Origin of the sequence: Ulvibacterium sp. (genome assembly GCF_965228935.1) — a bacterium.
In the GTDB taxonomy this organism is placed as follows: Bacteria; Bacteroidota; Bacteroidia; order Flavobacteriales; family Flavobacteriaceae; genus Ulvibacterium.
In genome coordinates this window covers 5,567,327-5,590,147 of record NZ_OZ245846.1, presented here as the reverse complement: position 1 = coordinate 5,590,147, position 22,821 = coordinate 5,567,327, and the positions used below count along the sequence as shown (strand labels likewise).

Sequence of the window (22,821 nt, the reverse complement as noted above, 5' to 3'; positions counted from 1 at the left end):
AAATGAACACCACGAACAAAGTAGCATGGGTGGTATTTGCCATTTTGGCCATCGTTATCGGGCTCTATCCCTTGCTGTATTTTTTTCTCGATAGGGAATTCGGGTTGCTGGCTTCCAAGGAAGATACACTGCTCTCCAACCTATTTTGGAACATCGGATTCTACGGTCACATTCTGTTTGGGGGCTTGGCCCTATTGGTGGGGTGGGTACAATTCAGCAAAAAACTAAGAAATGCAAATCTAAAACGACACCGTGCAATTGGCAGAATATATATCATTTCTGCCCTGATCAGTGGAATTTGTGCCATCTATATCGCCTTGTACGCAACGGGGGGAATCATCTCCACATTGGGCTTCATGAGTTTGGGTATTCTTTGGCTCTTTTTTACCGGCAGGGCCTATCTTGCAGTTCGCAAAGGAGACTTACCGTTGCACCAAGGTTTAATGATATACAGTTATGCAGCCTGCTTTGCGGCTGTGACCTTACGGATTTGGCTGCCTCTGCTGACCATTGTTTTTCACGATTTTACAATAGCTTATCGCATTGTGGCGTGGTTATGCTGGGTACCCAACATGATATTCGCCTTCTTTTGGGTACGAAAAAGAGGTTTGCAATTGGGATAAATACTTTAACTAATAAGCATCATTACCCATAAAAAATAAAAAGCATGAAATATTTATTGGGTCTTCTTCTGTTGTTCGTCTCTATCACGGTTTCTGCCACGGAACGATGGGAGATTTTTGAAATAGAACTAAAAGGACCAAAAGTAGAAAATCCCTTTACGGAGGTCTGGGTACAGGCCGAATTTCAATTTAAGAACTTTCGCTATCATGTAGGTGGGTTTTATGATGGTGACCAAACCTATAAAATCCGGTTTATGCCGGAACATGTTGGAAAATGGACCTACGTTATAACCAGTAATTCCCCCAAAATGAACGATAAAAAGGGAAAGTTCACATGTACCCCGGCAACCCCGAACAATCATGGCCCCGTATCCGTACGCGATACCTTCCATTTTAAATATGCGGACGGCACCCCCTTTTATGTCCTGGGTACTACAGCCTATGCATGGGTGCACCAAAAAGAAGAACTGATACAGGAAACGTTGAAAACCTTGGAGGAGGAGGCTTTTAATAAAATCCGGATGACGGTTATGCCCAAGTATTATGGCAGATACGTCTCCAATGAACCAGCTTTGTATCCTTTTGAAGGCTCTTTGGAGTCAGGTTGGGATCGTACCCGATTTAATGTGGAGTTTTTTCAGCATTTGGAAAAACAAATAAGGGAACTCAAGAAGCGGAACATTGAAGCCGATGTTATCATATTTCATCCCTACGATAAAAATACCTGGGGTTTTAGTAAGGGCAGCGTCGAGGAAAACATGTTCTATCTAAAATATCTGGTTGCACGCCTGGCAGCCTATCGCAATGTATGGTGGTCCATGGCCAATGAATATGACGTGATGCACAAACCGGAATCGGAATGGGAAACCTACTTCAAGGAGCTTATGGCCCGGGATCCGTACCAGCATCTAAAATCCATTCACAATGGCAAGGCCTGGTACAATCATTCCAACCCATGGATAACCCATTTAAGTGTTCAGACCCCATATTTGGAAGACACCCAAAAATGGAGGGAGACCTATCATAAACCAGTGATCAATGATGAATTTGTCTATGAAGGGAATGTTCCTTTTGATTGGGGGAATCTTACCGCGGAAGAAACCGTAAACCGTTTTTGGACCATCTATTGTCGCGGCGGATATGCCTCTCATGGGGAGACCTATGTACATCCGGAAAACATTTTATGGTGGGCCAAGGGAGGCAAATTATACGGGCAAAGTCCTAAAAGACTTCGGTTTATGGCACAAATCATGAAAGCGGCACCGGAAAGGGGATTGACACCGATACATACCCAATGGAACAAGGAGACCTATCTATTTAAGGATAATGACTATTTTTTGTTTTATTACGGCAATAGTCAGCAAGCCAGTGCAAGGCTAAGACTAGCGAAGGATAAAAAGTATAGTATTGAGATTATCGATGCATGGAACATGACCATAGAAAAGCTTGGGGACACATACAGCGGTACGGTGGAAATTCCACTCCCCCAAAGGCCTTATATGGCGGTAAGGGCCATAGCAAAATAAAAACCCGACGACCAAAAAATAATTCAAAATAGCTTAGGAGAAGGCGAATGAAAAGTATAGGATTAATTGTAGTGATTGTATTGGGCACTTTGATGATGTCATTAAAGGAAAAACCACGTCCCAGGGTATTTGTATTTACGGATATAAACATCGATTCGGGGGATCCCGATGATAGGCAATCCTTGATCCACCTCCTATGGTATGCGGATGAATTAAAGATTGAAGGCATTGTACCAGATCGATGGAACGCCAAGGGCTATGAAGCCTGTGAAATGGTCCTGGAAGCCTATAAAAAAGATTACGATGCCTATGGATTTAAGGATTTGGGATATCCCGATTCGAAGTACATTCAAACTAAAATCGCCAAGGATACCTTGGATGCCGTACAGCTTTTTTCAAAGGCCGCTTCCATAAAGGACAGTCCGCTTTATGTTCTGGTCTGGGGCAATATGGAGGTTTTTTATGAGGCATTGGGGCAAAATCCCCATTTGGCAAAGAATATTCGATTAATAACCATCGGGACCGGATTGATGTTGGAGCAACATATTCCGGAAATGCCACCAAGCTGGGAAAGATCGGCCCCCTGTAAACAATTGAACTGGAATGGCTTTGGCCGGGATAAGGTTTATAATGACTCCAGGTTTGATACGATGTGGTGGTTGGAAATCAATTGGACCTATGCCGGGATGTTTACTGGAAAACAGCCGGAACACATGTTTCAAAAGTTGTCGAAATATGGAAATCTCGGAATGCATATCAAGGAAGTGGTCAAAAATCATGATTGGGCCCAATACTTTCGAGTGGGGGATACCCCTTCCGTCCTATATGTCCTGGATCCGGAGAATCCTTTAGCCGATCCGACCTATGGCAGTTGGGCCGGAAAATTTATAAAGCCTTTTCCAAATCAAAGGCCCAATTACTACACGGACGATTATGGACCTATAGCTTGGAATTATGAGGATCCATGCGCAACCTGGGAAAACCATACCAAGGTGGATGCCTATGCCAAAAGTACCTTGGAAGAAAGAAGACCGGAAATGTACGAGGCATTGTTGAGCAAAGTAAGAAGAATATATGCCCAGAAATAAACGAGTACAAAAGGAATGGAAGTATAAAATACTAGGACATCCTGCCATGATTTTTAAAAAAGGACAAAAACTGTTTCATTTTGGTATTGTGGTACTGGTGTTATTGGATCTGAGCTCCTGTACCGAAAAAACGCCGCAAGAAAAACCCAAAAAACAACCTAATATTTTATGGATATATTTGGAGGACACGGCCCCTTTGTTGGGGTGTTACGGTAACTCGCTCGTTTCCACCCCTAATATTGATAGTCTTGCCTCGTCCGGTGTCTTATATCAACAGGTGTATATGCCGGCACCGGTGTGCTCCGCCAGTCGTTCAAGCATTATCACAGGTGTAATGTCAACTACCTTGGGTACGCATAATCATCATAGCTCCCGGACAAGGGAATCTGCCATTAATTTGCCTGAAGGTTTAAAAACCATACCGGAATTGTTTAAAAAGGCCGGATATTTTACATTCAACAACGGGAAGGATGATTACAACTTTACCTATGATCGGAGAGATTTATATGATCAAGAGTACAAAATACACCCCTTGTACGGAAAAAGCGGAATACGCCTGGACATTTCTACCTTGAACACAAAAGAACCGTTCTTTGGGCAGATACAGATGTACGGTGGCAAGGAAATATTTTCTTCCGAATTCAAGGAAAATATTGAAACCCCCATAGATAGATCAAAGATCGCGCTTCCACCTTACCTTCCCGATGACCCCGTAATTGTAGAGGAATATGCAAATCATCTAGAGGCAATTCAAATAACGGACAAAAAGGTAGGCCAAGTTATGCAAAAGTTAAAGGATAGCGGTGTACTTAAGAATACTGTCATTTTCTTTTTCTCGGACCATGGGATGCGACTGACCAGAAACAAACAATTCCTATACGATGGAGGCCTACATGTTCCGCTGATAATTACGGATTTCACAAAGCGATATGACAAGATTCCGTCAGGTAGTAGCAATACAAACTTGGTCAGTGGTCTGGATCTTGGAATTAGCTCGCTGGCCTTGGCGGATATCCCTATTCCGGAATATATGGAGGGTAGAAACATTTTTGATGATGGCGGAGAAATACGGAAGTATGTTATTTCTACCAGAGATCGATGCGATTTTACCATAGACCGTATCCGTTCCATACGTTCCAAGGAATTTAAGTACATCCGAAATTTTATGATAGATCGGCCCTATACCCAACCTACCTATATGGATGTGGATAGTGTTCCATTTGTCCAGGTAATGCACCGGCTGCACAACTACAAAAAACTCGATTCAATACAGGATAGGTTTATGTCCGACGAAAGACCTGCCGAAGAATTGTACAACCTTAAAGAAGACCCTTTTGAGCTCCATAATCTTGCTGGGCTGCCAGAATTCGCAGAAACCTTGGAGGAGTATTCAGGTGTCCTGGACGCATGGATCATAGAAACCGATGACAAAGGGCAATATCCGGAAAGCGAGGAAGGGCTTGCGTTGATGTTGGGCATATGGGGCGAGCATTGTGTAAATCCGGAATATGAATCGCTTAGAAAAAAATATCCGGAATTGGAAGGGTCGCTCTTCTATCTAAAGAAAGAACTCTTCACACCTATTGCAGCGGATTTTGTCGGAGATCCGTTGCCGGAATTGAAAAAGCATGTCCAGGAAAGAGTTGTTCAATAGATTCTGGCTGGTTGACTTACAAAGCTGCCGGGCAAAACTATAAATCGATTAGAACCATTGAAAGGAACGTAAATAAATAGAATTCCTATGGATCGTAGGAAATTTATGAATCAATTGGGCTTTGGATCGGCAGTGACGGCTTTGCCCTCGATGATGTTATCCTTTGGCACTTCTGACCTGGAGAGCCAGAAGATCAAACCCCTGGTTTTTGGAATTGTCGCCGATGTACACAAGGATCTTATGCCGGATGCGGACGAACGTCTGGAAAAATTTATATCCGAAGCACAAAGAAGAGATGTCGATTTCATCATACAGCTAGGCGATTTTTGTATGGCCCAGGATGAGAACCAGGATTTCATGAATATTTGGCGAACCTTCAAAGATCCCAAATATCATGTATTGGGGAACCATGATATGGACAGGAATTCCAAAAAAGAGATGCTGGAATTCTGGGATATGCCCAAAACGTATTATTCCTATGACTTCCATGGTTTTCATTTTATTGTATTGGACGCCAATTTCCTCTATAAGGACGGAATTTTTGTGGACTATGAAAAATCGAATTTTTATGTGGACAATTCATACAGAACCTTTATCGATAAGGAGCAAATGGAGTGGTTACAGGCAGACTTGGAAGCTATTATAGCTCCCACAATCATATTCTCCCACCAAAGTCTTTGGCACTATCAGTGGGGTGTTAAAAATCGACTGGCCATACAAAAGATCATGGAAGCACATAAAGAAAAAATCATATGCTGTATGAATGGCCATAACCACATCGATTTTCATCATCATCAAAATGGTATAGACTATCTGGAAATCAATAGTATGTCCTACCATTGGATGGAGGACAAATACAGAAATACCCAACGTTATCCAAAGGCCCTGTACGAGCAATATAAATGGTTGCCCAATATGGCAACCTATAAAGATCCGCTCTATGCTTTTGCGACACTAGACCCCAAAGGGATCCTGTCCTTGGAGGGTGTCAAAAGTGAATGGGTTCCGCCCTCGCCCTATGCCATGGGAATACCCAAAAGTATATATGGCAATGAATTCGCTCCGGAAATCTCGGATTACCGGTTGCAATTTGAACAGGAATAGTGGATAGTCGTAGCACGGATTCTTGACGGCCTGATTGGTGATGTTTCAAAAAGTCAACTGAGAGATTCGCATGTAAAACAGGGCTGCGTAAACATGAATATTCACTATATTGTAGGTCTTCAACCAAGACCATATAAAATGAAAAAATTACTCCTCTTTTCGTTATTTAGTTTAATAATTTGCACATCCGTCACTGCACAGTCAGGTAAGGTTTATGATAACCTCACCATGAGCAGCAAAATCCTGGACGGGGAACGCAACTATGCGGTGTATCTACCTCCGGATTATGAAAGTTCCGAGCGCAGTTATCCCGTACTTTACCTATTACATGGCGCTACGGATAATCATACGGGATGGGTACAATTCGGAGAGGTACTGCATATAACTGACAAGGCCATAAGGGAAGGCAAGGCGACACCTATGATTATCGTAATGCCCGACGCCGATACCGGTCAGATGGGTTATTTTAATGTAGGGGATTGGAAATACGAGGATTTCTTTTTTGAGGAATTCATGCCCCATGTGGAAAAGAAGTATCGCATAAAGGGAGAAAAACGCTACCGCGCCGTGGCCGGACTTTCCATGGGAGGCGGTGGCTCGTTTATGTACGCCCTGCACCATCCGGAACTGTTCTCATCGGCCTGTCCGCTGAGTGCCTATGTAGGGCCGTTGACCATTGAAGATTTGAAGCGACGCATTGCCCGGGGCGATAAAAAATATTCGAACAAGGAAATTGAGGAATACTTTCAAAAACACAATGCCCTGAATTTATTGGAAAGTGTTCCCGTTGAGGATGTTAAGTCCGTGCGATGGTATATTGATTGTGGCGACGATGATTTTTTGTACGAAGGCAATAGCTTGGTCCATATAGCGATGACGAAGAAGGAGATTCCGCATGAATATCGTGTACGGGACGGAGGGCATAGCTGGACCTATTGGCGCGAGTCCCTTCCGGAAGTGCTTCATTTTGTATCCCAGGCCTTTCACCAATACTGATTTTTGTATGAGGGAAAAAATAGCGTTAATCTGGTTTTTTTGTATTATATTCCTTATCCCAAACACTGGTCATACCCAGGAATACCACACCATTTCGAAAACGGAACTTCGAAGTAAAATAGAGGGGTATTGGTTGGGCCAATTGGTGGGAAACTATATGGGGTTTCCGTTTGAATTCGTTTATAGTGCCGATCCGGCACCCATTTTCATTGATAAATATTACAACGTAACGGATTCCGCTGGAATCAAGATGAATCACACCGATCGTCGGGGTAACGTCAATATTTTTGCGGATGCCTTGGGCGGGGCTTGGAGCGATGATGATTCGGATATCGAATTCGTTACCCTACATGCGGTGGAGGAACATGGGTTGGATATCAACTACCAAGAAATCACCAATGCCTGGAAACAACACATTAACCGTTTTATTTGGGTCAGTAACCGTAAGGCACGGGATCTCATGGAAGAAGGGCTGGTGGCTCCGGATACCGGAAAAAAGGAGAACAATCCCTATTGGTATGCCATAGATCCCCAGTTGGTGAACGAGATTTGGAGCGCTTTTTATCCGGCAATGCCCGATAAGGCCGTGGAACGAGCCGAATGGGGAGCAAGGATTACCAGCGATGATTGGGGTACCCATCCCACCATGTTCTATGCGGCTCTTTACAGCGCGGCTTTTTATGAGAAGGACATTGCTAAATTATACGATATCGGGATGTCCTATATTCCAAAGGATAGCCCATTTTATAAAGGTTTACAGGATGTCAAAAAATGGCATGGAAAAAACCCGGACTGGAAGACCACCCGTGAGCTTATAAAAAATAATTATTTGGCATATCCGGAAGTGGTGGACAATCCATTTTACCAAGAGGTCTCCGCAATGATCAATGGGCTTTGTGGGGCCATGGCTATACTTTATGGGGAAGGGGATTTCGTAAAGACCACTGGCATTGCGGTTTCTGCGGGATATGATTGCGACAACCAAGGGGCCACCTGTGCCGGTTTGATCGGGGTATTGAACGGTGCCGATTGTATTCCCAGGGAATTGACGCACGAAATGGGTTACAATGAAAAATGGGACGCTCCTTTCAATAACCAATACATCAACTATTCACGGGATGGCCTGCCCAATCTTACCTATATTTCGGATATCATAGACCGAATCTTGGCCATTTCCGAAACGGCCATTCTGGAAAATGGTGGGAAGAAAACGGAAGAAAGCGGTACGACTGTCTATCACATCAAGGCCTAAAATGGAGAGAAAGCGAATCATTGCCCAAGTTGTAGCGGCCATACTGCTCTACACGGTCATTTCCCTGATATTGGAAAAAGAGTACACACAACCTATTATTCTTAGGGAGTTAGGTGAAGGATTGATATTTGGAATCATTTACGGACTCTTCATCTGGATACGGGAAAAGTGGAGAAAAAAGGGAAGTTCATAGAGGAATTAGCGAACCAGGTTGGAAGGATGGCTACCACTTTGGTACCTGTTCCAAGTATTACTGATGACTTTTCGTTACGATGACGAGCTGATTAACGACGAAGGAATACGAACTTACTTGGCAAATAACTGCCCCACATCCTTAAAGGCCTTGAATTCCAACGCATTTCCGGCAGGATCTAAAAAGAACATCGTCGCTTGTTCTCCTACTTGGCCTTCAAAACGGAGATAGGGTTCAATGATGAATTCCACACCTTTGCTTTTTAATTCTTCTGCAAAAGGCCTGAACGTATCCCAAGGTAAAACAACCCCATAATGTGGTACGGGTACGTCGTGCCCATCTACCGGGTTATGGTGCAAGTCTTCGGTCTCCGATTTTGGTTTGTAGTGGATTACCAATTGATGCCCAAAGAGGTTGAAATCTACCCAATGGTCACTACTCCGGCCTTCCTCGCAATTCAAAATATCCCGATAAAATGCTCGACATTCGTCCAGATTATAAACAGGAATAGCAATATGAAAGGGCGATACATTGGGCATAAACTAAAATTTGGCCCCTTTTTTGGATAGAAAAGGAGCGCCGTTAGTAATGATAAATGTAGCTCTTTCCTAGGACTTCAAAAAATCCACGATTTGCGTGTTAAGATGATCTTGGTGCATGGAATGCCCTAAACCGCGGGTCCGGATAAATTGGCTTCCTTTCCAACGGGCGTGAACCTTTTCCGAGGCGTGAAAAGGGGCAAGGGCATCCAATTCGTCATGGAGCAGGAGCCCTTTTTTGGTATTGTTTTCTACAAATTTGGAAGAGGAAAAGTCCTGTACGTGAAAACCGAAACGCTCAAAAACATAGTTTTCAAAAGCTTTTAAAACTCTAGTATTAAAGCCTAAGAGCTTTTGATAATTTTCCAGGATTTCATGAAATTCGGAAGGGGAGCCAATGGTCACAATTTTTTCTACCTCCGAATGGGAATGTTTGCTTTGGTTGTATAAAATGGTCATACCCCCTATGGAATGGCCAATGAGATGAATAGGATTAAACGTCTTTATCATATGTTGGAGACAATCGGCGTACAGCGGCACATAAAATATTTTTCCTGAAGAATGCCCATGTGCCGGGGCATCAAAGGCAAAAACATTGTAATCGGCATCCCTCAATTTGGCAATTAGATTGCGCCAACGGAAGCTGTTGCTTTCCCAACCATGGATCAAGAGAACGGTATCCTTGTTTCCGGGCCAGTGATACGTTTGTAGTCGATGATCCAATATATCCTCTACCGAGTATTTTGCTTTTTCCAAATAATCCGATTGTTGTGGCAAGACCCTGCCCTTACGAACCGTACAAAAAAGGTCAAATGCCTTTTGGGCGGCCCTTTTTTTGGAAAATAGGGAGAGCATATTAAAATAAGTTCCATATAACTTTGGAAGAAGTCTATTGAATGTCTTTTTCATAAAAATGATATAGGTAACTTTTTGTAACTTACTCTTTTAAAGAAACTAAAATATATATTTGTTTTACGATAAAAAAGCGGTTGTAAATCAATAACCAAGTATGGATATGGAAACTATTACTGAGAATGAGAAGGTTATGGTGGCAAAGAAAATAAAAAAAATGTTCGGGCACATCGATCAGCGTACAGCTAAGTATTGCCCCATTCGGGATGTTATGGCCTTGGCCTCGGATAAATGGAGTATTCTTATTGTTCTCTATTTGGGGTACTACCCCATACTTCGCTTTAATGAGCTTAAAAAAAAGGTATATGGGATTTCCAATAAGGTATTAAGCGAAAAATTAAAGTTTTTGGAAACGGATGGTTACCTGTCCCGTACCCTTTATCCGGAGGTCCCTATTCGAGTTGAATACGAATTGACCGATTTTGGACACTCCTATCTAAGGAAATTATTGGATCTTACCGAATGGGTAACCCAATACAGCGACACCATTTTGGAAAATCGAAAGAGGGCCGGAAAATTTACAAATTAAGCGTTTTGAACCTTGGATGAATGGGCTAGAAATATTGGCCTTACTTAATTTTTGGAGTTTGGGTTTGAGCTTGAACTTGAATTTGTATTTGAACTTTAACACTCATTCCCATCCTATCATCATGTACTTGATTTTGGCAGCATCGGGGATCTGAACCGCCTCTATATTTACGCTGGATGCGTAACGTAGACTGGAAGGAAGCTCTTCCTTGCTTATCGTAAAGTAGGCATCACTATCCTTTAGTAGCACCAAAACATTGTTCATGGAAGTGATAATCTTTTTAATCTTGTGCTTTTCCTTGATATCCTTAAAAGTACTTTCGATACCCACTCCTTTTTCGGTAAGATATCTAGAGTCTTCGATACGGACATTTTCGATTACGGGGATGCTGTCCGAACTAGGTGAAAGCGTCAACAAATGCTTGCCACCTTTTTCGAATATTTTGATCCGTTTGGCCTTATTTGCAAAATTTAGGGTGGTTGTATCCTTTGCCACCGAGTCTGTGGCAAAAATCAATTCTACATCCCTGGCCAAACTGCCCTTTTCCAATTTACCGACCTGATTTTGGGTTATCAAAAAAGTAGTATCCCTTTCTTTTTCACAACCACAGGTGAAAAGTAGCAAAGCGATGACAAAATATATGTTTGCAATACGCATTATCGGATAACTTTTTTCAATACACCCAGCACACCACGGATAAAAGTGGCACTGGTAAGTACTTTAACCACCGGATTTTGACGTGTGCTCCTACGTGTGGAGGTGCGTCTACGGGTAGGCTGATTTCTTTCCTTTTCGGCCAAGGCCTCAGCCTTTTCTATTTTTTGGTTCAATATTTCGTAGGCACTTTCGCGATCGATGGTTTCACCATATTTCCCAACCAGTTTGGAACTATCGATCACATCTTCCAACTCGCTCTCGGTAAGCACGTCCATACGGCTCATAGGGGCACGTAGCAGGGTAGCGGCCAATGGGGTAGGGCGACCCTTTTCATCCAGGGCCGAGATTAGGGCCTCCCCGATTCCAAGTGAGGTCAAAATTTCTTTGGTATCATAATATTCCGATTCCGGATAATTTTCCGCCGTCAACTTTATGGCCTTTCTGTCCCTTGCCGTAAAAGCACGGAGTGCGTGTTGCACCTTTAATCCCAATTGTGCCAGCACCTCATTGGGTACATCGGTTGGATTTTGGGTCACAAAATAGAGACCGATACCTTTGGAACGGATTAATTTTACAATACTTTCTATTTGCTCCAAAAGGGCCTTGGACGCCTCCTTGAAAATCAAATGGGCCTCATCAATAAATAATATTAGTTCCGGTTTGTCACTATCTCCTTGTTCCGGAAAAGTGGCATAGATTTCGGCCAAAAGGCTCAACATAAAGGTAGAGAACAGTTTAGGCCGATCCTGGATATCCGTAAGCCGAATGATGTTGATATAACCCCTGCCTTCTTCATTGATCCGGGTGAGATCGTCCACTTCAAACGACTTTTCACCAAAAAAAAGATCGGCACCTTGTTGTTCCAATTCTATAATCTTTCGCAATATGGTGCCCGTAGAACTTGTGGAAATACGTCCATATTCCTTCTGAAATTCCTTTTTACCCGCTCCCGTAGCATATTGCAGGACTTTTTTAAAGTCCTTTAAATCTAGCAGGGGTAGTTTGTTGTCATCACAATATTTAAATACCACGGAAACAATACCTTCTTGGGTCTCGCTCAAGTCCAGAATTCTGGACAGAAGTACGGGGCCAAATTCCGATACCGTGGCCCGAAGTTTTACACCATCCTGCTCGGAAAGGGATAGAATTTCCACGGGAAAACGCTTCGCTTCAAAAGGAAGGCCTATTTTCTCATGGCGTTCATCTATTTTTGGGTGCCCGGGACTGGGTTGGGCAAGGCCACTGAGGTCGCCTTTTAGATCCATCAAAAGTACCGGTACACCTTGGTCGGATAAATTTTCCGCCAATACCTGTAAAGTCTTGGTCTTTCCGGTACCCGTCGCTCCGGCAATGAGTCCATGTCGGTTCAAGGTCTTTAGCGGCACCTTAACATGGGCTCCGGTTACGGCCTCTCCCTCCAACATGGCAGCACCCATAGTGATAAAATCACCTTTGTTGGTATAGCCCTTTTCGATATGGGTAAAGAATTGGTTTTTGTTACTCATCCGGTCAATTTTGCCCTAAAAATAGGGATTTTTATGAGTTTAAGTATTGGTTCCGTAGGGTTTATTGCCATTCGTCTTAGGAACTAATCGGTAAATCCGTTACAGGGAAATAGCTGAAAAAATACAAATACGGGCTTTGTTTTGTTAAATCGATTTGTTTTCTACATTGCTTCATTGGCGCGATTTTTTTCAAGATGACCGATGTTTATGGAATAGCGAAACTTTAGAGTATGGAATTTGTGTTTTGGGATGTAAGGGACGTATCTTTGCCCAATGGTCAAAGACGAGGCAATGACCCTTGTGGATAAAGGATTGATGCTCCCCTTGATGGAGGAGTTTTATACCATTCAAGGGGAAGGGTATCACAAAGGTACAGCGGCCTACTTCATTCGGGTAGGAGGCTGTGACGTGGGTTGTCATTGGTGTGATGTGAAGGAAAGCTGGAATGCGGATCTACACCCCCCCACAGCAATTGAAGGCATAGTGGAAAATGCCGCGAAGCACTCGGATACCATCGTTGTGACGGGTGGGGAACCCTTAACTTGGGATATGGCACCACTTACCCGTGCGCTTAAGGGCGAAAATTTAAAAATACATATAGAGACTTCCGGAGCCTATACGCTAACAGGTACATGGGACTGGATTTGTCTTTCGCCCAAAAAAAACAAGTTGCCGCAACCGGAAATTTATAGTGTAGCTGACGAACTAAAGGTCATTGTTTACAACAAACATGATTTTATCTTTGCAGAGCAGGAGGCGGCAAAGGTAAATAAGGACTGTAAGTTGTACCTACAACCGGAATGGAGCGTTCGCGAGAAAACAATTCCGTTGATTGTGGATTATGTGATGAAAAATCCTAAATGGATCGTTTCGTTACAAACGCATAAATACTTGAACATTCCGTAATCCAAACTCGGGTTAGGAAAGGTCGGATTTCGGGGTTTCCCAATGGAAAACACCGGTAACTAACGTCCGCCATTGGATTGGAGATCCAAGATACATTCGGGATCAAGGTTGGGAACAATCATGGATCCGTTGGCCGCCCTTGTATCCAATAGTTTTAGAACACTTGCCCCACTAAGGGAACAAGCAGATTTGATTTCACCGGATTTATTGGCCAAGGCGTTTTTAAAGCTCGGACTTCCAAATTGCAGTTCCGCCCGCATTAAACAGCCTTGTACATCACAATGGTTTGGGGCGTCGGGGTCTTCGTGGTCATTGATCGGTTCGGTGCCCAGATCTACCAGACCGAACAGGTGACCAAATTCATGTTCCAGTGTTGCCGTTTCCACATCCGTAATGGAAATGAAAACACTTTGGGCGGCCAAGCTCCAAACGGTGGCTTGGTGAATGATCATGGAGGTATTGCGATAAACTGCACCCAAGGTTACCAAGCCCTCTTCCTCATCGTCATCATCTGCCGGGGCGTCCGCAAAATAAATGTAAACGGCTAGGGTGTCACCCTCGTTGTAGGCCGTTCTATTATCACTTTCCAACTGGGCGACTTCCTCCAAACTTAATGTCTCTTCATCGGGAGAAGGAAGTTCGGTGTAGGTAAGCTCTATATCCTGTTTAAAGGTTCTTAACCTAAGATAGTTTACGAAATTCTCAATGGCCCTAGGTGTAGGCCTAAATCCTGTGACATAGGCTATTTCAATTTTGAGTTTAGTAAATGTATCATTGGAAAGAATATCATTGGCCGAGGCACCTGTCGCTAAAAGATTGGCCGATCGATCTACAGTGGGAGGATTAACCGGCCCATCATCATCCGAACTGTTGGAACATCCCAAAAGTAGAATGTATAAAGCGGAAAAGACCAAAATGGAACTAATTTTCATAACTGTTTTTTTATGTATCAAGATAACGCAAAAAATGTACCCAACTGTATTTAAACGCGATCAAAGTACATTTAATTTGGCTAAATAGTCGTAGTGTTCCCCATTACTTACGAGTTCGCAGGCCATACCATGAGTTTTGGCCGCTCTTTTTAATGTTGCATAATCCAGGTACAGCCAATAAAATGGAGATCCCTTTTTGCCTTTGTATTCCAAAGTAAACCGGACTTCGCCGTAATAAGAACTGCTGTTCGGAAGCCATATTCCGCCGTCTTCATCGGTTTCATACATATAAATGATATCACTGGAATCCAATAAAATCTGTCCGTCCGGATTCAATAGGGATTTCAAATGCGTAAAAAAAACGTTCAGATTTTGAATTTTACCGACAATACCTATTCCGTTCATGAGCAATAAAAGGGTGTCATATTTTTGGGTATGGTCCAAAATATTGCTGCATATCGTTTGTTTAATTCCCCGGTATCTGCAGGTTTCAATAGCTCCTGGGGAACGATCCAGTGCGGTGACCGCAAATCCATGATGTTGCAGATAAAGACTATGGCTACCTGCCCCACATCCTATATCCAATACTTTGCCATAACAAAGATCCAATGCTCTTCGCTCAAGAGCGGGCATGGTGCCATAGTCCCTAAAAAGATGAGGTAGAGGTAAGATATCCTTAGCATTTAAGGAGGAATATGTAACAATATCCTCGGTATAGCGTCCAATTTGAAAATCCAATAGGGCTTGGCCAAAGATATCTTCCATTTAAAAGGGTTTAGTTTATCACAAAAATGGGTTATTTATAGATTTCTTGACTAGTTTTGATGGATGATTTACTTAGTATGCAGGAAATATTGAGACAGCTTCCGCAAAAGGCAAAGGAAAAAGACACCGAAAACACGAAGTTTTTTGCCCGGTTAAAAAAGAAACCGCCCAAAAACTTGGATTATGTGATGCAGGAACTCCATGAACTGGAATTTGAGCGTACCGATTGTCTACAATGTGCCAATTGCTGCAAGACCACAGGTCCACTTTTCACTGATACAGATGTCGTACGGATTTCAAAACATTTAAAATTAAGGCCTCAAAAGTTCATTGATGAATATTTACGTATAGATGAGGAGAACGATTATGTGCTGCAACGGCTACCCTGTACTTTTTTGGGAGCGGACAATCACTGCCTTATTTATGAAGTGCGTCCCAAGGCCTGTAGGGAATTTCCACATACGAATCGAAAAAAGTTTCATCAGATTAGCCATTTAACCCTAAAGAATGTGGCCATTTGCCCGGCAGCCTTTACTATTGTAGAGAAGATGAAGAAGTTAATGGATAATGGATTATGATGACGGTGCATTTTGAACATATTTTCTTATAAAATAAGACTACGGATCTAACTTGGGTATCCTATAACACTAACGAAAATCATTTTTTATAAACACTAAAACCAAAAACACTTGATGAAGACAACAACACTTTTATCATTCTTGTTTCTATATGGAACCGTTAATGCCCAGATTAGTGGGAGTTTAATGCAATATCCCGACGTCTCGGATTCACAGATAACTTTTGTTTATGGTGATGATGTATGGATAGTTCCAAAGTCCGGCGGTACTGCCAGCAGATTAAGCTCCCCAAAGGGGATTGAGCGTTACCCAAAGTTTTCCCCGGATGGGAACATGATTGCGTATACCGCCAATTATAATGGAAACAGCGATGTGTATGTTATTGAAACAAAGGGTGGGATACCAAAACGCCTTACTTATCACGGTATGTTTGATCGCGTTTTGGGTTGGACGCCCGATGGAAAAGCCGTGCTGTTCTCCTCCTCAAGGGAAAGTGGGCGTCAACGTTACAGTCAGTTGTATACCGTTCGGGTAAATGGCGGATCACCCAAAAAATTACCGGTACCTTATGGCGAGTATGCCTCGTTTTCTCCAAATGGACAAAAGATTGCTTATACGGATAGATCCCGAGTAAATAGAAATTGGAAACGATATCGTGGTGGAACCGCTCCCGATATTCATGTTTTTGATTTGAATTCCTTTCAAACCGAAAATATTACCAAAAACAATGCAAATGATGAACTGCCCATGTGGAATGGGGAAATCATTTATTATATGTCCGATAATGGTCCCAACAAAAGGAACAATCTATGGCAATATGATATTGCCGGGAAGACTAACAAACAGCTGACTAACTTTACCGATTTCGACATTACTTTTCCAGAAGTGGGTCCTTTGGATATCGTTTTTGAGGCAGGTGGCAAGCTCTATCTGTATAATCTTTCCTCGGGCAATACATCGGAGGTCAATGTTCGGTTAATTTCCGATCAGAAGGGGCTTATTGCAGGACAAAAAAATGTAGCCTCCTTTATGCAGTCCGCTACACTTTCCCCGGATGGGAATAGGGTTGTGGTCCAGGCCAGGGGGGAATTGTTCGATCTTCCGGCTACGAAAGGTTTTGTGGCCAATTTAACATCCAGCCCTGGAACGGCCGAGAGAAAACCCTGTTGGTCTCCGGATGGAAAGTATTTGGCCTATTGGAGCGATGCCACAGGAGAGTATCAGTTGACCTTGCACGATATGACGGGTAATCAAAAGCCTAAGACCGTTACCAATTTCGAAAATGGGTTCAATTATACCATATACTGGTCTCCGGACAGTAAAAAAATCGTTTATGTAGACCAGTCCATGTCCATTAACTACATAGATATTGCTACGGGCCAAGTGGTAAGGATGGATAAGGGAAAATTTATGTTCGAGGGAGGTCTACGCAATTTCCGGGCTTCCTGGTCCCCGGATAGTAAGTGGGTAGCCTATAGCAGAGGTACGGATAACCCTTCAACTTCCGCAATCTTCTTGTACAATATGGATACCAGGAACGTATCCCGACTTACCTCGGGATTTTATTCGGACGGCTCACCGGAATTCAGTAAAGATGGTAAATACCTATTTTTCAGTACTAATAGGACTTTCCAACCGGTGTATTCAGATTTGGACAATACATTCATCTACCCCAATACTACCAATATTGCGGTGGGTACCTTGGACGGGCCTACGCCATCACTGTTGGAAGTAGAAAATGATGCCTTTGAGGCGACCAAAGAAGAAAAAGATAAGAATGGGGATAAAGGCAAGTCCAAAAAGAAAAAAAAGAATGAAAAAGATGAAGACCCCGAAGAAGTGGCCAAAACAGTAATTAAGATCGCAGGGTTCGAAAATCGCGTGGAATTATTGGATGTGGCACCGGGGAATTTGGATGATCTGACAACTGTTGACAATAAACTATTGTTCGTGCGCTTTCCCAATTCCGGTTCACCGGAAGGGGCATCCCCCTCATTGGATTATTTTGATTTTGAGGAAAAAGAGGTCAAGACCATTGTATCAAACGTATCCAATTATGAGGTCTCCGCCGATGGAAAAAAAGTATTGGTTCTACAGGATGAAAAATTGGCCGTCCTCAATATAGAGGCGGATCAAAAGTTGGATGAGACCGTTCCGACCCAGGAAATGACCATGACCATAGTTCCTAAAGAAGAATGGAAACAGATTTTTAATGATGTCTGGAGGTTTGAACGCGACTATTTCTATGACCCCAATATGCACGGTGTGGATTGGGAAGCCATGAAAACACGCTATGGCGCATTGATAGATCAGGCTAACTCCCGAAATGACGTTAATATAATTATCGGCGATTTGATTGCAGAGCTAAATGCATCCCATACCTATACGGGGGGTGGTGATATTGAAAATGCGGACAGAATAAATGTGGGCTATTTAGGTGCGGATATCCATTTGGAAAATGGTCAATATCGTATCAAGAAGATTATTTCCGGGGCCCCTTGGGATGCGGAAGTACGATCTGCATTGGCAAAACCCGGTGTGGACGTTGATGAAGGGGATTATATCCTGGCCGTAAACGGTGTTCCGTTGGACACTGCCAAACCCCTGTCAGCGGCGTTTCAAGGTTTGGCCGGTGCTACGGTGCAATTGACGGTAAACAAAACACCATCGTTTACCAATGCCAAAAAGGTGTTGGTAGAGACCATGCGATCCGAGACAAGACTACGTCATTTGTCTTGGATAGAGAACAACCGGCAAGGAGTAGACCAGGCAACTGCCGGGAGAATAGGTTATATCTATGTAAGAAGTACGGGATTGGACGGGCAAAATGAATTGGTAAGACAATTCTATGGACAAATGAGCAAGGAAGGCATGATCATAGATGAACGGTTCAATAGCGGAGGGCAGATTCCGGATAGGTTCATCGAATTGTTAGATCGGAAGCCACTGGCGTTTTGGGCGGTGAGGGACGGTAAGGATTGGGCATGGCCCCCTTCCGGGAACTTCGGGCCCAAAGTAATGCTCATTAACGGATTTAGTGGATCAGGAGGGGACGCTTTTCCGGATTATTTCAAAAAGAGAGGCCTTGGACCATTGATTGGTACACGTACCTGGGGAGGATTAATCGGTATTTCCGGTGCGCCCGGTTTAATTGACAATGGAGGAATTACCGTACCCACCTTTAGAATGTACAACCCCAAGGGAGGTTGGTTCAAGGAAGGTCACGGGGTAGATCCAGATATAGAGGTCATTGAGGATTTCCAGAAATTGGCCAATGGAACGGACGTCCAATTGGAAGCTGGTATAGAGGAAGTGCTGAGGCTCTTGAATAACGGTAAAAGTTTTAAGGCCCCATCAAGACCGGAATTCGAAATACGGAATTAAGAAAAAAACCAAGTTTTAATAAATCAGGTATTTTTTTCTGATTTCCTTGAACTTTTTCAGATTAGGTTGCCAGCCTGCCTTTATTTCCTCCTCGGTGCGCCCGGCAACGATTTGTTGCTGCAATGTTTCCGTCCCGGCATGTTTGGTGAAACCATTGGTATTGAACACTCTATCTTTGTCTTCGGCATTCATATAGGCGTCTAGGAGCCATTGTAAGGAAACCTCGTTCATTCTAGGCTGTTGGGATAAGTCCTTTCCGTAACAGACTTCCCCATTTTCCTTGGGGTTTTTGGAACCGAAATTAGGTCTTGGCCAATATTTAAAGCTGTATTGTGACTTGTCCAAAAAGGAGGCGCCGTACCGTTGAAATTGAAATTCGGTTCCTCTTCCGGCATTGATGTTGGTGCCCTCAAAAAGTCCGAGACTGGGATAAAGGTTAATGGCCGTATCGTTGGGTAGGTTGGGCGAGGGACGGATAGGAAGACTATATGCCGTCTGATGGGTATAGTTTTCCAAGGGAATAACGGTAAGGTCTGCGCTTGTGCCATTGGCAAGCCATCCCTCCCCATTGATCATTTTTGAATACTCACCGATGCTCATACCATAGACCAAGGGGATTTCGGTCATGCCCAAAAAACCGGTATGTTCCGCTTCCATAGTGGGGCCGTCCACATAGTGCCCATTGGGATTGGGTCTATCCAGGACAATCAAGGGAATGCCATTCTCCGCACAAGCTTCCATGACCAACTGTAATGTAGCGATATAGGTATAAAATCGTACCCCTACATCCTGAATATCAAAAAGGACAATATCCAAGTTTTCCAGATGTTCCGCGGAAGGCTTTCGATTTTTTCCGTATAGAGAAATTAGGGGCAGCCCGGTTTTGGTATCCACACCATCCTTTACCTTCTCCCCGGCATCCGCCTGACCTCGAAAACCATGTTCCGGAGCAAATACCTTTTGGATTTCGATCCCGAGTGCAAGTAAGGAATCCACTAAATGGACATAGGGTTTTGTATTTTCGTCCTTTGTCCCTTTGAACAATACACTGGTCTGATTGGCAACCACGGCCACTTTTTTTTCTTGCAGCAATGGGAGATATTTTTCGGTCCTATTCGCTCCTACCACAACGGGAGGTATTTGATCGGATGCATTTTTCAGAGCTGTTTCATCCGATGTGGACTTCTGGGACTTGTCCACGTTTCCGCAGGACGAGATAATCAAAAACCACAATAAAAATGTATTTTTGAGATTGGAGAAAATCACCATCTTTTGAATTTTGAATATTTCATTGCCAAAAGGCTCATTACCGGTAAGGAACATAAAGTTAGTATTTCCGCACCGATAATAAAAATAGCGATAGCCGCAATCGCTCTGGGTATCCTTATGATGTTGATTGCCATTGCTACAGGGCAGGGGCTTAAGGAAAAAATTCGTGAGAAGGTCTCGGCTTTCAACGGTCACGTCCAAATATACAATTACGACAACAACAACTCCGAGGTTTCCGTGGTCCCTGTTTCCCTGGAGCAGGACTTTTATCCGGAGTTTAAATCGGTCGAAGGAATTTCGCATGTGCAGGCCGTGGCCAGCAAGGGAGGAATCATTCGCACAGAGGAAACCTTTGAGGGAATTATAGCAAAGGGCGTTGGTGATGATTACAATTGGGACGTTTTTAAGGAATACTTGGTAGAGGGTCGGTTACCCGACTTTACGGGCAAACTGAATGATGAGGTATTGCTTTCGCGCCGAATGGCCAGCCGATTGCGATTTGAAATAGGGGATTCTTTTTTTGCCTTTTTTTTAAAGGACGGGGATGCCTCCAAAACTCCAAATCAACGTAGGTTTAAGATAACCGGGATTTACGACAGTGGTTTTGAGGAAATAGATAGCAAGTATGTCTTTGTGGATATCCGCCATATTCAGCGCATGAACAAATGGACGGAGAACCAAGTGGGAAATTTTGAAATTTTTCTGGATAGCTTTGATGATATTGATGCAAAGGCCAGCGAAATATATGGCAAGACCCTTTCGAACCTGGATACACAGACCATCACCAGTAAATATTTTAAGATTTTTGAATGGATCGGTCTTTTCGATTTCAATATTGCCCTGATCATAGGTATTATGATTATCGTAGGTGGTATCAATATGATCACGGCCCTTTTGGTCTTAATTCTGGAACGTACCCAAATGATAGGTATTTTGAAGGCCTTGGGGTCTCCCAATTGGAGTATACGAAAGGTCTTTCTGTACAATGCCGCCTATTTGATCGCGGTAGGTCTACTCTGGGGAAATACCATAGGTTTAAGTCTGTTGTGGATACAGCACAAGTTTATGGTCTTCAAGTTTCCCAATCCAGAGGAATACTATATAGAATACATTCCCGTTCACATAGATCTGCCAACAATACTACTTTTAAATTTCGGGGTACTGGTATTGTGCCTCCTGATGCTTTTATTGCCTTCCTACGCCATTACGAAAATTACTCCGGTAAAGGCGATACAGTTTGAATAGTTATGAGTTTTGGGATTTGACCCGATACTGCTTAGGACGAACTTGAATTTGAACTTGAATTTGAATTTGATTTTGACATTTGTATTTGAGCTTGAATTTGAATTTGAATTTGACATTTGTGTTTGAGCTTGAATAGGTTCTGCTTATCTTTAGCCCCGCTATGGAATACGCCAAAAACATACTCGATACCATAGGGAATACCCCTTTGGTAAAGATCAATAGACTTACCGCCGAACTACCTTGTCTGGTATTGGCCAAATACGAAACGTTTAACCCCGGGAATTCGGTAAAGGATCGGATGGCCCTCAAGATGATCGAGGACGCCGAATCTTCCGGACTCTTAAAGCCTGGGGGTACCATAGTTGAAGGTACCTCGGGAAATACGGGAATGGGGTTGGCCTTGGCGGCGACCGTCAAGGGGTATCGCCTCATATGCGTCACTACGGACAAGCAATCCAAGGAAAAAGTGGATATACTAAAGGCCATGGGCAGTGAGGTACATGTTTGCCCCACTGACGTAGAACCGGATGATTCCAGAAGCTACTATTCCACGGCCAGGCGATTAGCGGAGGAAATCCCGAATGCCTGGTATGTAAACCAATATGATAACCCCTCCAATACCAAGGCGCATTTTGAAAGTACCGGCCCGGAAATTTGGGAACAGACCCAGGGAACTGTCACTCATTTTGTGGTGGGTGTTGGTACCGGAGGAACCATTTCCGGGGTGGGGAAATATCTAAAATCCAAAAATCCCAATATCAAGGTTTGGGGCGTGGATACCTACGGTTCCGTTTTCAAAAAGTATCATGAAACGGGTATTTTCGATAAAAACGAAATCTATCCCTATGTTACCGAGGGCATAGGAGAGGACATCTTACCTAAAAATGTCGACTTCGACATCATTGATGGTTTTACCAAGGTAACCGATAAGGATGCCGCGGTCTATACACAGCGCTTGGCCAAGGAAGAGGCCATGTTCTTGGGGAATTCCGCTGGAGCGGCCATTAAGGGCGTTCTACAGCTTAAGGAGCACTTTAAGAAAGGTGATGTGGTGGTAGTTCTTTTCCATGATCACGGAAGTCGTTATGTGGCCAAAATGTTCAATGATGATTGGATGCGCGGGCAGGGTTTTTTGGATTAGTTTTGGTATCTTGAAAAACAAAA

The 22,821-nt window shown here is 43.3% G+C and carries 21 protein-coding genes; 14 read left to right on the top strand and 7 right to left on the bottom strand.

Annotated elements, in window-relative coordinates:
• Positions 1-2 precede the first annotated feature (2 nt).
• The 8 genes from ACO06Y_RS23670 to ACO06Y_RS23635 all read left to right on the top strand — a co-directional run bounded on the left by ACO06Y_RS23670 (position 3) and on the right by ACO06Y_RS23635 (position 8,436).
• Positions 3-623 carry a DUF2306 domain-containing protein gene (locus ACO06Y_RS23670; protein WP_422081553.1) on the top strand — a complete coding sequence of 207 codons (621 nt, stop codon included), beginning with the start codon at positions 3-5 and terminating at the stop codon, positions 621-623.
• Positions 624-667: 44 nt separating this feature from the next.
• Positions 668-2,149, top strand: a complete 1,482-nt coding sequence (locus ACO06Y_RS23665; RefSeq protein WP_422081552.1) for a DUF5605 domain-containing protein — start codon at positions 668-670, stop codon at positions 2,147-2,149.
• 47 nt (positions 2,150-2,196) lie between these two features.
• On the top strand, positions 2,197-3,237 hold the full coding sequence (locus ACO06Y_RS23660) for a nucleoside hydrolase-like domain-containing protein (protein ID WP_422081551.1): 1,041 nt from the start codon (positions 2,197-2,199) through the stop codon (positions 3,235-3,237).
• Positions 3,224-4,891, top strand: coding sequence for a sulfatase (locus tag ACO06Y_RS23655; RefSeq protein ID WP_422081550.1), 1,668 nt, complete (start codon positions 3,224-3,226; stop codon positions 4,889-4,891). Before ACO06Y_RS23660 ends, ACO06Y_RS23655 begins: the two co-directional genes overlap by 14 nt.
• 87 nt (positions 4,892-4,978) lie before the next feature.
• Positions 4,979-5,995, top strand: coding sequence for a metallophosphoesterase family protein (locus ACO06Y_RS23650; protein WP_422081549.1), 1,017 nt, complete (start codon positions 4,979-4,981; stop codon positions 5,993-5,995).
• A 138-nt stretch (positions 5,996-6,133) separates the two neighbouring features.
• Positions 6,134-6,991 (top strand): alpha/beta hydrolase, encoded by an 858-nt coding sequence (locus ACO06Y_RS23645; RefSeq protein ID WP_422081548.1) that lies wholly within the window; start codon positions 6,134-6,136, stop codon positions 6,989-6,991.
• A 7-nt stretch (positions 6,992-6,998) separates the two neighbouring features.
• On the top strand, positions 6,999-8,243 hold the full coding sequence (locus tag ACO06Y_RS23640; protein WP_422081547.1) for an ADP-ribosylglycohydrolase family protein: 1,245 nt from the start codon (positions 6,999-7,001) through the stop codon (positions 8,241-8,243).
• Position 8,244: 1 nt separating this feature from the next.
• Positions 8,245-8,436, top strand: coding sequence for a hypothetical protein (locus ACO06Y_RS23635; RefSeq protein WP_422081546.1), 192 nt, complete (start codon positions 8,245-8,247; stop codon positions 8,434-8,436).
• 113 nt (positions 8,437-8,549) lie between these two features.
• Here ACO06Y_RS23635 and ACO06Y_RS23630 read toward each other — a convergent pair whose 3' ends face one another.
• Both ACO06Y_RS23630 and ACO06Y_RS23625 read right to left on the bottom strand, forming a co-directional pair.
• A complete protein-coding gene (locus tag ACO06Y_RS23630) occupies positions 8,550-8,975 on the bottom strand; it encodes a VOC family protein (protein WP_422081545.1) in 426 nt (141 codons plus the stop codon).
• 69 nt (positions 8,976-9,044) lie between these two features.
• Positions 9,045-9,884, bottom strand: a complete 840-nt coding sequence (locus tag ACO06Y_RS23625) for an alpha/beta hydrolase (RefSeq protein ID WP_422081544.1) — start codon at positions 9,882-9,884, stop codon at positions 9,045-9,047.
• 106 nt (positions 9,885-9,990) lie between these two features.
• On the opposite strand from ACO06Y_RS23625, the gene ACO06Y_RS23620 reads away from it, so the two are divergent.
• The gene (locus ACO06Y_RS23620) at positions 9,991-10,416 is read left to right on the top strand and encodes a winged helix-turn-helix transcriptional regulator (protein ID WP_422081543.1); all 426 of its coding nucleotides are present in this window, start codon (positions 9,991-9,993) and stop codon (positions 10,414-10,416) included.
• 102 nt (positions 10,417-10,518) lie between these two features.
• On the opposite strand, the gene ACO06Y_RS23615 is transcribed toward ACO06Y_RS23620, so the two are convergent.
• Both ACO06Y_RS23615 and ACO06Y_RS23610 read right to left on the bottom strand, forming a co-directional pair.
• Positions 10,519-11,073 (bottom strand): hypothetical protein, encoded by a 555-nt coding sequence (locus ACO06Y_RS23615; RefSeq protein ID WP_422081542.1) that lies wholly within the window; start codon positions 11,071-11,073, stop codon positions 10,519-10,521.
• The gene (locus ACO06Y_RS23610) at positions 11,073-12,578 is read right to left on the bottom strand and encodes a helicase HerA-like domain-containing protein (protein ID WP_422081541.1); all 1,506 of its coding nucleotides are present in this window, start codon (positions 12,576-12,578) and stop codon (positions 11,073-11,075) included. The genes ACO06Y_RS23615 and ACO06Y_RS23610 overlap by 1 nt, the downstream gene beginning before the upstream one ends.
• Before the next feature lie 273 nt (positions 12,579-12,851).
• On the opposite strand from ACO06Y_RS23610, the gene ACO06Y_RS23605 reads away from it, so the two are divergent.
• Positions 12,852-13,484 (top strand): 7-carboxy-7-deazaguanine synthase QueE, encoded by a 633-nt coding sequence (locus ACO06Y_RS23605; RefSeq protein WP_422081540.1) that lies wholly within the window; start codon positions 12,852-12,854, stop codon positions 13,482-13,484.
• A gap of 59 nt (positions 13,485-13,543) precedes the next feature.
• On the opposite strand, the gene ACO06Y_RS23600 is transcribed toward ACO06Y_RS23605, so the two are convergent.
• Together ACO06Y_RS23600 and ACO06Y_RS23595 are read right to left on the bottom strand one after the other, a co-directional pair.
• Positions 13,544-14,416 (bottom strand): hypothetical protein, encoded by an 873-nt coding sequence (locus tag ACO06Y_RS23600; protein WP_422081539.1) that lies wholly within the window; start codon positions 14,414-14,416, stop codon positions 13,544-13,546.
• A gap of 60 nt (positions 14,417-14,476) precedes the next feature.
• Positions 14,477-15,181 (bottom strand): class I SAM-dependent methyltransferase, encoded by a 705-nt coding sequence (locus ACO06Y_RS23595; RefSeq protein WP_422081538.1) that lies wholly within the window; start codon positions 15,179-15,181, stop codon positions 14,477-14,479.
• A 77-nt stretch (positions 15,182-15,258) separates the two neighbouring features.
• Here ACO06Y_RS23595 and ACO06Y_RS23590 point away from each other — a divergent pair, with 77 nt between their 5' ends.
• Positions 15,259-15,759, top strand: a complete 501-nt coding sequence (locus ACO06Y_RS23590) for a YkgJ family cysteine cluster protein (RefSeq protein WP_422084214.1) — start codon at positions 15,259-15,261, stop codon at positions 15,757-15,759.
• A 114-nt stretch (positions 15,760-15,873) separates the two neighbouring features.
• Positions 15,874-19,143 carry a S41 family peptidase gene (locus ACO06Y_RS23585; protein WP_422081537.1) on the top strand — a complete coding sequence of 1,090 codons (3,270 nt, stop codon included), beginning with the start codon at positions 15,874-15,876 and terminating at the stop codon, positions 19,141-19,143.
• A gap of 15 nt (positions 19,144-19,158) precedes the next feature.
• Here ACO06Y_RS23585 and ACO06Y_RS23580 read toward each other — a convergent pair whose 3' ends face one another.
• Positions 19,159-20,412 carry an exo-beta-N-acetylmuramidase NamZ family protein gene (locus tag ACO06Y_RS23580; RefSeq protein WP_422081536.1) on the bottom strand — a complete coding sequence of 418 codons (1,254 nt, stop codon included), beginning with the start codon at positions 20,410-20,412 and terminating at the stop codon, positions 19,159-19,161.
• Positions 20,413-20,415: 3 nt separating this feature from the next.
• Between ACO06Y_RS23580 and ACO06Y_RS23575 the strand changes: the two genes are divergently transcribed.
• Positions 20,416-21,657: an ABC transporter permease gene (locus ACO06Y_RS23575; protein WP_422081535.1), complete on the top strand. Its 1,242-nt coding sequence runs from the start codon at positions 20,416-20,418 to the stop codon at positions 21,655-21,657.
• Positions 21,658-21,817: 160 nt separating this feature from the next.
• A complete protein-coding gene (locus ACO06Y_RS23570) occupies positions 21,818-22,798 on the top strand; it encodes a PLP-dependent cysteine synthase family protein (RefSeq protein ID WP_422081534.1) in 981 nt (326 codons plus the stop codon).
• The last annotated feature ends 23 nt before the right edge of the window (positions 22,799-22,821 follow it).

What these genes read in the sequence shown, in the direction of transcription:
- ACO06Y_RS23670 (WP_422081553.1), top strand. Translation starts at nt 3, where the DNA reads ATGAACACCACGAACAAAGTAGCATGGGTGGTATTTGCCATTTTGGCC.
- ACO06Y_RS23665 (WP_422081552.1), top strand. Translation starts at nt 668, where the DNA reads ATGAAATATTTATTGGGTCTTCTTCTGTTGTTCGTCTCTATCACGGTT.
- ACO06Y_RS23660 (WP_422081551.1), top strand. Translation starts at nt 2,197, where the DNA reads ATGAAAAGTATAGGATTAATTGTAGTGATTGTATTGGGCACTTTGATG.
- ACO06Y_RS23655 (WP_422081550.1), top strand. Translation starts at nt 3,224, where the DNA reads ATGCCCAGAAATAAACGAGTACAAAAGGAATGGAAGTATAAAATACTA.
- ACO06Y_RS23650 (WP_422081549.1), top strand. Translation starts at nt 4,979, where the DNA reads ATGGATCGTAGGAAATTTATGAATCAATTGGGCTTTGGATCGGCAGTG.
- ACO06Y_RS23645 (WP_422081548.1), top strand. Translation starts at nt 6,134, where the DNA reads ATGAAAAAATTACTCCTCTTTTCGTTATTTAGTTTAATAATTTGCACA.
- ACO06Y_RS23640 (WP_422081547.1), top strand. Translation starts at nt 6,999, where the DNA reads ATGAGGGAAAAAATAGCGTTAATCTGGTTTTTTTGTATTATATTCCTT.
- ACO06Y_RS23635 (WP_422081546.1), top strand. Translation starts at nt 8,245, where the DNA reads ATGGAGAGAAAGCGAATCATTGCCCAAGTTGTAGCGGCCATACTGCTC.
- ACO06Y_RS23630 (WP_422081545.1), bottom strand. Translation starts at nt 8,975, where the DNA reads ATGCCCAATGTATCGCCCTTTCATATTGCTATTCCTGTTTATAATCTG.
- ACO06Y_RS23625 (WP_422081544.1), bottom strand. Translation starts at nt 9,884, where the DNA reads ATGAAAAAGACATTCAATAGACTTCTTCCAAAGTTATATGGAACTTAT.
- ACO06Y_RS23620 (WP_422081543.1), top strand. Translation starts at nt 9,991, where the DNA reads ATGGAAACTATTACTGAGAATGAGAAGGTTATGGTGGCAAAGAAAATA.
- ACO06Y_RS23615 (WP_422081542.1), bottom strand. Translation starts at nt 11,073, where the DNA reads ATGCGTATTGCAAACATATATTTTGTCATCGCTTTGCTACTTTTCACC.
- ACO06Y_RS23610 (WP_422081541.1), bottom strand. Translation starts at nt 12,578, where the DNA reads ATGAGTAACAAAAACCAATTCTTTACCCATATCGAAAAGGGCTATACC.
- ACO06Y_RS23605 (WP_422081540.1), top strand. Translation starts at nt 12,852, where the DNA reads ATGGTCAAAGACGAGGCAATGACCCTTGTGGATAAAGGATTGATGCTC.
- ACO06Y_RS23600 (WP_422081539.1), bottom strand. Translation starts at nt 14,416, where the DNA reads ATGAAAATTAGTTCCATTTTGGTCTTTTCCGCTTTATACATTCTACTT.
- ACO06Y_RS23595 (WP_422081538.1), bottom strand. Translation starts at nt 15,181, where the DNA reads ATGGAAGATATCTTTGGCCAAGCCCTATTGGATTTTCAAATTGGACGC.
- ACO06Y_RS23590 (WP_422084214.1), top strand. Translation starts at nt 15,259, where the DNA reads ATGCAGGAAATATTGAGACAGCTTCCGCAAAAGGCAAAGGAAAAAGAC.
- ACO06Y_RS23585 (WP_422081537.1), top strand. Translation starts at nt 15,874, where the DNA reads ATGAAGACAACAACACTTTTATCATTCTTGTTTCTATATGGAACCGTT.
- ACO06Y_RS23580 (WP_422081536.1), bottom strand. Translation starts at nt 20,412, where the DNA reads ATGGTGATTTTCTCCAATCTCAAAAATACATTTTTATTGTGGTTTTTG.
- ACO06Y_RS23570 (WP_422081534.1), top strand. Translation starts at nt 21,818, where the DNA reads ATGGAATACGCCAAAAACATACTCGATACCATAGGGAATACCCCTTTG.